Annotated in this window: 13 protein-coding genes; 11 read left to right on the forward strand and 2 right to left on the reverse strand. The window is 66.7% G+C overall.

The window, feature by feature from the left end:
- Positions 1 to 89: 89 nt before the first annotated feature.
- Together QZY03_RS09155 and QZY03_RS09160 are read right to left on the reverse strand one after the other, a co-directional pair.
- Complete coding sequence (locus QZY03_RS09155) at positions 90 to 563, reverse strand: hypothetical protein (protein WP_295580250.1); 474 nt, start codon at positions 561 to 563, stop codon at positions 90 to 92.
- 49 nt (positions 564 to 612) lie between these two features.
- Positions 613 to 1,431: a 4'-phosphopantetheinyl transferase superfamily protein gene (locus QZY03_RS09160; RefSeq protein WP_295580251.1), complete on the reverse strand. Its 819-nt coding sequence runs from the start codon at positions 1,429 to 1,431 to the stop codon at positions 613 to 615.
- Between the two features lie 596 nt (positions 1,432 to 2,027).
- Between QZY03_RS09160 and atpD the strand changes: the two genes are divergently transcribed.
- The 11 genes from atpD to QZY03_RS09215 all read left to right on the forward strand — a co-directional run.
- Positions 2,028 to 3,461 (forward strand): F0F1 ATP synthase subunit beta, encoded by a 1,434-nt coding sequence (gene atpD / locus QZY03_RS09165; protein ID WP_295580253.1) that lies wholly within the window; start codon positions 2,028 to 2,030, stop codon positions 3,459 to 3,461.
- Positions 3,458 to 3,847 carry a F0F1 ATP synthase subunit epsilon gene (locus QZY03_RS09170; RefSeq protein ID WP_295580254.1) on the forward strand — a complete coding sequence of 130 codons (390 nt, stop codon included), beginning with the start codon at positions 3,458 to 3,460 and terminating at the stop codon, positions 3,845 to 3,847. The genes atpD and QZY03_RS09170 overlap by 4 nt, the downstream gene beginning before the upstream one ends.
- A complete protein-coding gene (locus QZY03_RS09175; protein WP_295580255.1) occupies positions 3,840 to 4,187 on the forward strand; it encodes an AtpZ/AtpI family protein in 348 nt (115 codons plus the stop codon). Before QZY03_RS09170 ends, QZY03_RS09175 begins: the two co-directional genes overlap by 8 nt.
- Positions 4,180 to 4,497 (forward strand): ATP synthase subunit I, encoded by a 318-nt coding sequence (locus tag QZY03_RS09180; RefSeq protein ID WP_295580256.1) that lies wholly within the window; start codon positions 4,180 to 4,182, stop codon positions 4,495 to 4,497. Before QZY03_RS09175 ends, QZY03_RS09180 begins: the two co-directional genes overlap by 8 nt.
- Positions 4,481 to 5,164 (forward strand): F0F1 ATP synthase subunit A, encoded by a 684-nt coding sequence (locus QZY03_RS09185; protein ID WP_295580258.1) that lies wholly within the window; start codon positions 4,481 to 4,483, stop codon positions 5,162 to 5,164. The genes QZY03_RS09180 and QZY03_RS09185 overlap by 17 nt, the downstream gene beginning before the upstream one ends.
- A 29-nt stretch (positions 5,165 to 5,193) precedes the next feature.
- Positions 5,194 to 5,475, forward strand: a complete 282-nt coding sequence (locus QZY03_RS09190; protein WP_295580259.1) for a F0F1 ATP synthase subunit C — start codon at positions 5,194 to 5,196, stop codon at positions 5,473 to 5,475.
- Between the two features lie 3 nt (positions 5,476 to 5,478).
- The gene (locus QZY03_RS09195) at positions 5,479 to 6,294 is read left to right on the forward strand and encodes a F0F1 ATP synthase subunit B (protein ID WP_295580260.1); all 816 of its coding nucleotides are present in this window, start codon (positions 5,479 to 5,481) and stop codon (positions 6,292 to 6,294) included.
- Positions 6,291 to 7,913, forward strand: coding sequence for an alternate F1F0 ATPase, F1 subunit alpha (locus QZY03_RS09200; protein WP_295580261.1), 1,623 nt, complete (start codon positions 6,291 to 6,293; stop codon positions 7,911 to 7,913). The genes QZY03_RS09195 and QZY03_RS09200 overlap by 4 nt, the downstream gene beginning before the upstream one ends.
- Positions 7,914 to 7,930: 17 nt before the next feature.
- On the forward strand, positions 7,931 to 9,301 hold the full coding sequence (locus tag QZY03_RS09205) for a DUF2254 domain-containing protein (protein ID WP_295580263.1): 1,371 nt from the start codon (positions 7,931 to 7,933) through the stop codon (positions 9,299 to 9,301).
- Complete coding sequence (locus QZY03_RS09210) at positions 9,298 to 10,185, forward strand: F0F1 ATP synthase subunit gamma (protein ID WP_295580265.1); 888 nt, start codon at positions 9,298 to 9,300, stop codon at positions 10,183 to 10,185. Before QZY03_RS09205 ends, QZY03_RS09210 begins: the two co-directional genes overlap by 4 nt.
- Before the next feature lie 387 nt (positions 10,186 to 10,572).
- Positions 10,573 to 10,939 (forward strand): hypothetical protein (locus QZY03_RS09215; protein ID WP_295580267.1); only part of this gene is annotated, 367 nt, incomplete at its 3' end.

A 10,939-nucleotide genomic window follows, 5' to 3' on the forward strand; every position in this document is an offset into this window, starting at 1 on the left:
GACTTCGCAACCAGGCACCGCAGGGCCGACCGGTCGAAGGCAGGATAGCGGCGGCCCCGCGCGAAACCTGGTGCCAAACTGCCGACCGCCTAACGGCCGGCCGGGGTCGGGGCGGTCGCGGTTGGCTGTTGCTTGGCGGGGCCCTTCAGCATCGCGTCAAGTCGGTCGATCTCGGCGCCCAGGCTCTCGGGCAGCGCCGCCTTGACCAGCCGCAGTTTATCCATGACACCCGCTGCGAGATCCGGCCTATCCTTGGCGATGAATGACTTGGCCTGGTCGATCAATTCCTGTGCTTGAGCAGTGGTGGCCTCGGCCAAGGCTGTACCCCGGATCCCGGCCGAGTCGGCAAGCGCCCGGACCTGGTCGGCGGTCGCGCCGGTGGCCTGCTCGGTGATGGTTTTGGTCGCGTCTTTGGCGAAGACCATGGCACGATCAATCAGGCTGGGCGGAGCCTGGGTGGCTGTCCCCGTGGTGCCCGATGGTCCCGATGGCGGTGCTCCCTGATCACAGGCCCCGAGCATCAGGGCGACGGCGGCCAGGCTAAACCGAATTGCTCGGTTCATTGGGCGATGGCTGTTCGGTTGGCGTTGATTGGGTTTCATGTGCAACATTTTAGCTGAGTAGCGCGCAGTCGTGAGTGCCGGCTGGGTAGGGCGCATGGCGGGAGTCTCCTTGATCGCTGGTGGGGTTGGGTCGGTCATGGTGATGGTTGACACCAACCGAAAGAAACGGTTCAACTTCCAATGTTAGCCACCGCTCCGCGGGCGGCAATGCTGCCCGCGCCACCGCGGCGATATGCCCAGGGGCCGGGATGCAATGCATGACCTGGGGTGGGCTCGCACCGGGTGCGCGTGGGCGGAACAGGCCGCGGCCGTCCGCCTTGGCGTCCGCCTCCAAGGCGGTCCAGGCGCGGTAGAAGCACGCCAGGCGCTCCGCCGCCGGGGTTTCCAAGAGCAGTCGCGCTTGTTCGCTGCTGAACATCCGGCGGGCGATGGCATCGAGATCACGGCGTGGGCGCAGCCGTTCGCAGTCGATGCCGACCTCCGCTCCGGCAGAGATCGCCACCAGGGCCAGATCCGCGGTGGTGGTCAGGTTGAAGGCCAGTCCAGCCGGGTTGCGCTCAAGCATCGGCTTGCCGGCCGGCCCGTGGGCGAAGTCGATCGCGCCCGGTGGAATGCCGAGATACAGCCCGAGGATGCGGCGTAAGCCGAACTGGGCGCGGATGTAACGCTCCCGATAGCCCGCATGATGCATGCCGTGGGCACGGTTGCGCTGACGTTCTCCCAGGAGATCGAGGCAGGCGGCGACGTTGTCGCCGTCGGCGTCCGTGCGGATATGCCACAGGTGCAGCCCGTCGGGGGCGAGCGCGGGGGCGCTGTCGGTCGACTGCCACTGGATCAGGTTGCTGTCAGTGAGGTTTCGCGTAGTCATCCCCATCGCCTCGGGTCGCCTGCCGCGTCGGTTGCCGGTTCGCAGGTGTATGATCGTTGCGCGTTACCATCCGGCTTTCTGTCTGAATGTCAATAGCGTTGCTTGCTCTACTGAAACTTCTCAATAACTTATGGCACAGCGGCGCCCGCCAGGGCACGCTCACGGACGCGGCCGTGACGCAACGGATGAGTATCCCCTCGGCGAACCTCGACACGCACCGCGTCAGTGCGCTCCCGGCCTGAGGGCAAACCCGCCGCTGCGGGAGAGGTCCGACAACGAGGTCTGCAAATCATGAGGGCTTGTTGGCGAACCATCCGAGTCCTGGACCCGATCGTGTTTGCGGGATGCCGCATGCCCTGTGTCGGGCAGCGAACAGACGGCTGCGCGTCGTCCCACTCAGTATACTGATGATGGAAGCTGACAGCGGTGTCGCAGGGGCTGGCCCCCACCGCGTCGCGGGTCCCAGGCGGGTCGATTCCACCCGATCTCCACGTCCTCAAGGAGTCCACCATGTCCATTCAACGCATCGAAGAAAACGACGGCAAGGTGCTGCTCATCGACCATGCCGACCTGGCTGGCCGCCCCGCCCGACGCCCATGAGCACGCCTGACCCGGATTGCTGCCCGCCGCCCGCCGCCGCGTCGGCCAATACCGGCCTGGTGGTTGCGGTGCGCGGCAGCGTCGTGGATGTGCACTTCGCGACCCGGCTACCGGCGATCTATACCGTCCTGCGCGCGGGGTCGCAGCGGCAGATCGTCATCGAGGTGCTGGCCCAGCGCGATGCCCATCAGGTACGCGGGATCGCCTTGACGCCGACCCAGGGTCTGGCCCGCGGCATGGTGGTGGAGGACACCGGCGGGCCACTGAAGGCGCCGGTGGGCCAAGGCATCCTCGGGCGGATGTTCGACGTCTTCGGCAACGCCATCGACCGCGAGCCGGCGCCGACCGAGGTTCAGTGGCGTTCCGTGCATCGCGCCCCGCCGCCGCTGGCACGCCGCTCCACCAAGTCCGAGGTCTTTGCAACGGGCATCAAGGTCATCGACGTGCTGATGCCGCTGGAGCGCGGCGGCAAGGCGGGGCTGTTCGGCGGGGCGGGGGTGGGCAAGACAGTGCTCCTGACCGAGATGATCCACAACATGATCGGGCATCAGGACGGCGTCAGCCTCTTTTGCGGCATCGGCGAGCGCTGTCGCGAGGGCGAGGAGTTGTACCGCGAGATGCAGGACGCCGGCGTGCTGCCGCACATGGTCATGGTCTTCGGCCAGATGAACGAGCCGCCGGGCAGCCGATTCCGGATCGGACACGCTGCGCTCACCATGGCCGAGTATTTCCGCGACGACGAGCATCGCGACGTGCTGCTGCTCATCGACAATATCTTCCGCTTCATTCAGGCCGGCATGGAGGTCTCCGGGCTGATGGGCCAGATGCCCTCGCGCCTCGGCTATCAGCCCACCATGGGCACTGAGCTGGCGGGGTTGGAAGAGCGCATCGCCAACACCGATACCGGCGCCATCACCTCGATCCAGGCGGTCTATGTGCCGGCGGACGACTTTACCGACCCGGCCGCGGTGCATACCTTCTCCCATCTCTCCGCCTCCATCGTGCTGTCGCGCAAACGGGCGAGCGAGGGGCTGTTCCCCGCCATCGACCCGCTCCAATCCAGCTCCAAGATGGCCACGCCCGGTATCGTGGGCGAACGGCACTATGCCTTGGCGCGCGAGATCCGCCGCACCTTGGCGCAACACGCCGAACTCAAAGACATCATTGCGATGCTCGGCCTGGAACAACTCTCGCCCGCGGACCGCAATCTGGTCGCCCGCGCGCGCCGCTTGGAGCGCTTCCTGACCCAGCCCTTTTTTACCACCGAGCAATTCACCGGCCTCCCCGGCAAGCTGGTGAGCCTGGAACACGCGCTGGACGGCTGCGAACGCATCCTGAACGATGAGTTCAAAGACCTGCCGGAGGCTGCCCTTTACATGATCGGGTCCGTGGCTGAGGCGAAGGCGAAGACGCGGGAGAAGGCGCCATGAATCTCAAGGTGCTCCTGCCGTTTCAGGTCTTTGCCGATAAGACCGGCGTGTCGCGCATCGTGGCGGAGACGCGCGAGGGTGCCTTCGGGCTCTTGCCGCATCGGCTCGATTGCGTCGCGGCGCTGACACCCGGCATCCTGACCTACGCCACCGACGCCGATGGCGAGGTCTATCTCGCCGTGGACGAGGGGGTACTGGTGAAGACCGGTCCGACCGTACTGGTCTCGGTGCGCCGGGCGATCGGCGGCACTGACCTTGGCCAATTGCGTGCGGCGGTCGAGCAGGAATTTCTGACCCTGGACGCGCAGGAGCAGGGTCTGCGCTCGGTCATGGCAAGACTGGAAACCGGCGTTCTGCGCCGGTTCATGAGCCTTCAACATGAATGACGAACCCGTCAGTGGAACCTCGCACACCGGCCCGGACCTTGCCGCAGCGGTCGGCGCCAAGGCCGCCCGCAAGCTCAAGGCGCAGCGCAACCCGACGCCGGGGGTCTGGTTCGGCCTCGGCATGATGGGGTTGATCGGTTGGTCGGTGGTCGTGCCGACACTGCTCGGCGCGGCGCTTGGGCTCTGGATCGACAAACAGTTCCCGGGCACTCACTCCTGGGCGCTGGCGCTCCTGGTGGCCGGACTGACGCTCGGCTGCTTCAACGCCTGGCATTGGGTGGCCAAGGAGGAGCGGGCCATGCGCGAAGCGCAGGACGAACCGGAGGGGCGCGATGCATGAGCCGCTGGCGCTCGGGCTGGCGGCGGCCGCGGGGCTGCTGCTCGGGGCGGTCTTTTTCGGTGGTCTGTGGTGGACGCTACGCAAGGGCCTGCAGTCCCCGCGGCCCGTGCGGTGGTTGGTGGGCAGCCTGGTGCTGCGCACCAGTGTCGTGCTGACCGGGTTTTATCTGGTCGGCGACGGTCATTGGGAGCGGCTGTTCGCGTGTCTCATCGGCTTTGTCGCGGCGCGCTGGCTCGTGACGCGACGCGCCGGCCCGCCGGTCGAGGAACCATCCGCCATGCCGGAGACGACCCATGCAACTGAGCCCTGATGAGACGCTCTTTTGGCAGTACGGGTTCATCAAGCTCAATGCCACCATTGCCTTTACCTGGGGCTTGATGTTCGTGCTCGCCGTCGGCTCCAAGCTCATCACGCGTAGGCTGTCCACCGAACTGACCCGCTCGCGCTGGCAGAACCTGCTGGAGATCCTCGTCACCGGCATCGAACGGCAGATCGCGGAGGTCGGGCTGCCCCAACCGAGACAGTATCTCGGTTTTCTCGGCACCCTCTTCCTGTTCGTCGCCGCGGCGGCTCTGGCCACGGTCATCCCCGGCTATGAACCGCCGACGGGTTCGCTTTCGACCACGACGGCATTGGCGCTCTGTGTCCTGGTGGCCGTGCCCGCCTTCGGCATCGCCGACCAGGGACTGGGCGACTATCTGAAATCCTACATGGAGCCGACCTTCATGATGCTGCCCTTTAACCTCATCAGCGAGGTCTCACGGACCCTGGCCCTGGCGGTGCGTCTGTTCGGCAACATGATGAGCGGCGCGATGATCATTGCCATCCTGCTCACCATCACGCCCTTCCTCTTCCCGATCCTCATGACGGCGCTGGGGCTGCTCACCGGCATGGTGCAGGCTTATATCTTCAGCATCCTGGCCGCTGTTTACATCGCCGCGGCGACCCGTACGCGCAAGCCGGCGCCCGCCACCTGAGCCAACTCCGCTTCAACCCGAGAACCACCATGGACAGCTTGACCATCATTGCCGTCGCGTCGATCGTCATTGCCGGTCTCACCACCGGTTTCGGCACCATGGGGCCCGCCCTGGCAGAGGGCCGCGCGGTCGCCACCGCGCTGACCGCGCTGGCGCAACAGCCCGATGCCTCCGCCACCATCACCCGGACCCTGTTCGTGGGGCTCGCGATGATCGAGTCCACCGCGATCTACTGCTTTGTGGTCTCGATGATTCTCCTCTTCGCCAACCCTTTCTGGAACCTCGCCGTCGCCCAGGCCGCGGGTCGGTAGGTCATGCTCATCGATTGGTTCACCGTCGGTGCGCAGGCGGTCAATTTTCTCGTCCTGGTGTGGTTGCTGAAGCGCTTCCTCTACCAGCCAATCCTCCACGCCATCGATGAACGGGAGCGGCGGATCGCCGCCGAGCTGGCGGACGCCGATGCGAAACGGGCGGCGGCGCAGCACGAGCGCGAGACCTTCCAGCACAAGAACGAAGCCTTCGATCAGCAGCGTGCGGCCCTCTTTGCACATGCGATGGACGAGGCGAAGGCGCAACGTCAGCGGCTCCTGGAAGAGGCCCGGCAGGCCGCCGATGCCTTGCGGACCCAACGCCGGGACGCGTTGCGACAGGAGGCCGATCAACTCAATCAAGCACTGCGGCGCCGGACTGTGCAGGAGGTCTTCGCGATTGCGCGCAAGACGCTGGCCGATCTCGCCGGGGCGAGCCTGGAAGAGCGGCTGGTCGCGGTCTTGATCGAGCGCCTGCGGACGATGGACGACGCGGCTCACGCCGTCTTCGCTCAGGCGCTGCAGACGGCGACCGACCCGGCCTGCGTGCGTAGCGCCTTCGACCTGCCCGCGGCGCAACGCACGGCGATTCAAGATGTCATCCATACCGCTTTCGCACCGGCCGTCCCGGTCCGGTTCGAGACCGCGCCGGACCTGGTCAGCGGGATCGTGCTCACCGCGAATGGGCAACAGATCGCCTGGGACATTGCGGATTACCTGCGGTCGCTGGAACGCGGCGTCGGCGAGCTATTGAAGGAGAAGGGGCCGCCGGACACCGCGGCCGGGCCTGCCCCTTCAGAAACCGCAGCACCGCACCCATGACAGCCGCGCCCGACCGCCTGGAGCCGGTCTTCGATCGCGCCTTCGCCGCCATCGGGCAGGCCCGTGAACAGTTCCGTCCGCAACTGACCCCACACGAGGTCGGCACCATCGCGACCGTCTCCACCGGCATCGCCACGGTCTCCGGTTTGCCTGGCGTCGGCTTCGAGGAGTTGCTGGCGTTTCCCGGCGAGGTCTTCGGCATCGCCTTCAACCTGGACGCGGACGCGATCGGTGTCGTGCTGCTCGGGGAGTACTGGCAGTTGCACGCCGGGGATCTGGTCGAGCGCACCGGCCGGGTGATGGACGTGGCCGTCGGTGAAGGCCTGTTGGGGCGCGTCATCGACCCGCTCGGCCGGCCGCTCGATGGTCAGGGGCCGGTGCGCACCGACGCACGCCTGCCGATCGAACGTCCGGCGGCGGCCATCATGGACCGCGCGCCCGTCACCGTCCCGCTCCAGACCGGGATCAAGGTCATCGATGCGCTCATTCCGATCGGCCGCGGCCAGCGCGAGCTGATCCTCGGCGACCGCCAAACCGGCAAGACCGCCATTGCGATCGACAGTATCCTCAACCAGCGCGGCCAGGATGTCCTGTGTGTCTATTGCGCCATCGGTCAGCGGGCGTCAGCCATCGCCAAGGCCGTGGCCACCTTGCGGGAGCAGGGCGCGCTGGACTATACCGTGGTGGTGGTGACCGAGGGCAACGACGCGCCTGGTCTCGCCTACATCGCCCCCTATGCCGCGACCAGCATCGCCGAGCATTTCATGGAGCGCGGGCGCGACGTGCTGATTGTCTACGATGACCTCACCCACCATGCCCGCGCCTATCGCGAGCTCTCCTTGTTGCTGCGCCGCCCGCCCGGCCGCGAGGCCTTCCCCGGCGATATTTTCTACATCCACTCGCGCCTGCTGGAGCGTGCCACCCACCTGAGTCCGGAGCGCGGCGGGGGTTCGCTCACCGCCCTGCCGATCATCGAGACCGAGGCCGAAAACATCTCGGCTTATATCCCGACCAATCTGATCTCGATCACCGACGGGCAGGTCTATCTGTCGCCCTCGCTATTCGAATTGGGCGTGCTGCCGGCGGTTGATGTCGGCAAGTCAGTCTCGCGCGTCGGCGGCAAGGCGCAGCGGGCGGCCTACCGCGCGGTCGCGGGCGACCTCAAGCTTGCCTATGCGCAGTTCGAGGAGTTGGAGACCTTTGCCCGGTTCGGTGCCCGGGTGGATGAACCGACCCGCGCGATCATCGCGCATGGGCAGCGCATCCGCGCCTGCCTCAAGCAGTCGGAGCTCGCCCCGGTGGCGGTGCCGGCGCAGCTCGCCATCCTGCTGGCCCTGACCACGGGGCTCTTCGACACGGTGGACCTCGAGCGGATGACGGCGGCCGAGCAAGCGGTGCAGGCGGCCGCGGCGCAGCTCCCGGACGAACTGCGCGAGCGCCTGACCGGCGCCGAGACCTTGAGCGGCGGGGATCGGCAGACGCTCATCGACCTGGCCGGCCGGGCGCTCACCGGATTCCAGGCGCCGACGGTGCCGAGTGTTCCGGGCGGGGCCGCCCGCGCGCCGGACGTCCCGGACACGGCGGCCCGCGGGAAACCGACCGAAGCAAGCCCGCCATAACGGAAAGGTCAAAGCCCATGCTCCCGAAACTGCGCTACTGGTGGCAAGCCAAACGCTCCAGCTTCTGGTTCGTCCCGGCCGTGATGGTGCTGGACGCCGTAGCGCTCGCGACCCTGCTGATCACCTTGGACGCGAACGTCGATCTGCATGTGGTCGAGCGCTGGCCGCTGCTCTTCGGCGCCGGCGCGGACGGCGCCCGCGGCCTGCTCACCGCGGTCGCCGGCTCGATGATCACGGTCGCCGGGGTGGTGTTTTCCATCACGCTCGTGGCCCTGGCCCTGGCGCTGGCCTCCAGCCAATATACGTCGCGGGTCATTCGTAACTTTATGCGCGACCGCGTCAACCAGGCGGTGCTCGGCGTCTTCGTCGGCATCTTTGCCTATTGCCTGGTGGTGTTGCGGACGATTCGCGGGGGTGACGAAGGGGGATTCGTCCCGACGCTGGCGGTGCTGGGCGGCCTGATCCTGGCCTTCGTCGGGATCGGCGTGCTGATCTACTTCATTCATTACGTCTCGACCTCGATCCAGGCGTCGCGCATCATCGCCGCGGCCGCCCAAGAGACTCTCGCGGCGGTCGATCAACTCTTCCCCGAGACCCTTGGCGACCACGCGGACGAAGACACGGACGCCAACTTGGCGCGGGCGCTTGCCATGCGGGCCTGGGTGGCCGTCCCGGCCGACCGGACCGGCTATATCGAAACGGTCGATGCGGACGCTCTGCTGGCGGTCGCCCGAGCGCACGGGACCATCGTGCGGATGGACCGCGGCATTGGAGACTTTGTCGTCGCGGGTACGCCGCTGGTCTCGGCGATCGACCATGGCGGCCTGGACGGCGCGATCACGGCCGAGCTGAACGCTCCCTACGTCGTTAGCCGCCAGCGCACCGTGGAGCAGGATGTCGCCTTCGGCATCCGGCAGATCGTCGACATCGCCATGAAGGCACTCTCGCCCGGCGTCAACGACACCACGACCGCCGTGATGTGCGTCGATTATCTGACCGCCATCCTGGTCCGGCTGGCCCCGCGGCGGATTGCCGCGGCCCATCGACTGGACCAGGACGCACTGCGGGTGATTGCCCGCGGCCCGAGCTTTGGGGGCCTGGTGAGCGAGTCCTTCGACCAGATCCGCCAGAATGCCGGCGGCAATGTCGCCGTCCTGTTGCGGATGCTCGGTGCGCTTGAAGCCATCGCCAGTCGGACCCTGAACTCAGATCGGCGCCGGGTGCTTGCGCAGACCGTCGAAGCGATCGCCGAGGCGGCCGAGCGCACCATCGACTCCCCACGAGACCGGGCGCGGCTCGGCGACCGGCTGACGCGGGTGCGCGACGTGCTCGCAACTGAACCGGTGGTATTCGTCCGCGCACACCAGGACGGACGCGCGGCCCGATGAGCGACAGCACCGCCAGTCTGCGCCGTCAAATCAGGAGCGCCGACGATCTCCAATCCGTCGTCCGCACTATGAAGACCTTGGCCGCGTCCAGTATCGGCCAGTATGAGCAGGCGGTGCGCGCTTTGGGCGACTACGCGCGCACGGTGGAGCTGGGTCTGAGCGTCTGTTTCCGCGGCAGCGGTGCGAACGTGGCGATGACCGGAGCGCCGGTCGAACCGGATCGGGGCAAGAACACGAGCCGGATCGGTGGGATCGTGTTTGGCTCCGACCAGGGACTGGTGGGCCAATTCAACGATGTGGTGACCGACTATGCGGTGCAGTCTCTGGCCGCCCTGACCGACCGGCCGCGGGTCTGGGCGGTTGGCGAGCGCGTCCATGCGCGCCTGATCGATGCTGGTCTGCCGGTGGTGGGCCGGTTCGCCGTACCGGGCTCCGTGGCGGCCATCACCCCGCTCATCGGGCAGATCCTGGTCGCGAGCGAGGTCCGCGGGAATCGCGTCGCGCAGCTCTATTTGTACTACAACCGTCCGGCGTCTGGTGCCGTCTATGCGCCCGTCAGCCAGCGGCTGCTGCCGCTGGACGACGCCTGGCAACGCCGGCTCGCCGCGCTCCCCTGGCCGACCGGGAACCTGCCGGAGGTCATGGGTAGCGGCAGCGCGACCCTGAGCGCGCTCATCCGCGAGTATCTCTTCGTTTCGCTCTTTCGCGCTTGCGCCGAATCGCTGGCGAGCGAGAACGCCAGCCGCCTCGCCGCGATGCAGCGCGCCGACAAGAATATCGACGAGTTGCTGGAGGCTCTCAACGGTAAGTTCCACCGCTTACGCCAGGGCGCGATCGACGAAGAACTGTTCGACGTCATCTCCGGCTTTGAGGCAACGCTGTAGGTCACACAAACGCATCGCCTCCAGCAACACGTTCCGAGCGTAAATCTGGTCGAAGACCGTCCCATTGATCGCGCGACGCCTGCCGTACTCTGTGGTCTCGCGACCGGCGTGTCTGTGTGCTGCCGTACACAGAAAAGCGTGATCCGCTGTCAATGAAGCGACGGCGGTCATCGCCACGTACGGCACCGCACAGAGGCGATGCCCAGCGAGCGATACCATTAATCGAAGACTGACACACCATCACGTGCTTCGCCGGGAATCGGACAGCGAAGGAATGGGCCGAAACCGGGGGAACCGGCGCACATCGTACGGAGCGGCCGTGTCGGTCGTTAGACCAGTCATGCGGCTTAATCACCGATCCGTTGGCGCGCGGAATGGGAGCAGCGAATGAATAGTCAAGCAGCCTTTAGTCTCGACCGTGATGACGACACCCTCACCAAGGAGGATCGCCGGCCACAGGAAACGCCTGATGACACCGCCGGCCCGCGGTCCATTCGATCTCACGTGGTCCGCTGGATGCGGGAAGACTGGCCCTACCTCGCCATGCTGTTGCTGGCAGTCGTGGGCGTCGCCCTCCAGTTGCCTGCCATCTATTGGATATTCGTGATGCCGGTCTACCTCGACTTTGGCCATTTTTGCCTGAGGCCGGGCGCTGTGCACGGGTGGGCTGGACCAGGGCCGGCGGCTCCTGCGGAGGTGGCGGCAGCGGGAGACCGGCGGTATCGTCTGAAGTCGACCAAAACACCAGCCGTCA

Source organism: uncultured Lamprocystis sp. (genome assembly GCF_903933125.1).
In the GTDB taxonomy this organism is placed as follows: Bacteria; Pseudomonadota; Gammaproteobacteria; order Chromatiales; family Chromatiaceae; genus Thiodictyon.

What these genes read in the sequence shown, in the direction of transcription:
- QZY03_RS09155 (WP_295580250.1), bottom strand. Translation starts at nt 563, where the DNA reads ATGAACCGAGCAATTCGGTTTAGCCTGGCCGCCGTCGCCCTGATGCTC.
- QZY03_RS09160 (WP_295580251.1), bottom strand. Translation starts at nt 1,431, where the DNA reads ATGACTACGCGAAACCTCACTGACAGCAACCTGATCCAGTGGCAGTCG.
- atpD (WP_295580253.1), top strand. Translation starts at nt 2,028, where the DNA reads ATGAGCACGCCTGACCCGGATTGCTGCCCGCCGCCCGCCGCCGCGTCG.
- QZY03_RS09170 (WP_295580254.1), top strand. Translation starts at nt 3,458, where the DNA reads ATGAATCTCAAGGTGCTCCTGCCGTTTCAGGTCTTTGCCGATAAGACC.
- QZY03_RS09175 (WP_295580255.1), top strand. Translation starts at nt 3,840, where the DNA reads ATGAATGACGAACCCGTCAGTGGAACCTCGCACACCGGCCCGGACCTT.
- QZY03_RS09180 (WP_295580256.1), top strand. Translation starts at nt 4,180, where the DNA reads ATGCATGAGCCGCTGGCGCTCGGGCTGGCGGCGGCCGCGGGGCTGCTG.
- QZY03_RS09185 (WP_295580258.1), top strand. Translation starts at nt 4,481, where the DNA reads ATGCAACTGAGCCCTGATGAGACGCTCTTTTGGCAGTACGGGTTCATC.
- QZY03_RS09190 (WP_295580259.1), top strand. Translation starts at nt 5,194, where the DNA reads ATGGACAGCTTGACCATCATTGCCGTCGCGTCGATCGTCATTGCCGGT.
- QZY03_RS09195 (WP_295580260.1), top strand. Translation starts at nt 5,479, where the DNA reads ATGCTCATCGATTGGTTCACCGTCGGTGCGCAGGCGGTCAATTTTCTC.
- QZY03_RS09200 (WP_295580261.1), top strand. Translation starts at nt 6,291, where the DNA reads ATGACAGCCGCGCCCGACCGCCTGGAGCCGGTCTTCGATCGCGCCTTC.
- QZY03_RS09205 (WP_295580263.1), top strand. Translation starts at nt 7,931, where the DNA reads ATGCTCCCGAAACTGCGCTACTGGTGGCAAGCCAAACGCTCCAGCTTC.
- QZY03_RS09210 (WP_295580265.1), top strand. Translation starts at nt 9,298, where the DNA reads ATGAGCGACAGCACCGCCAGTCTGCGCCGTCAAATCAGGAGCGCCGAC.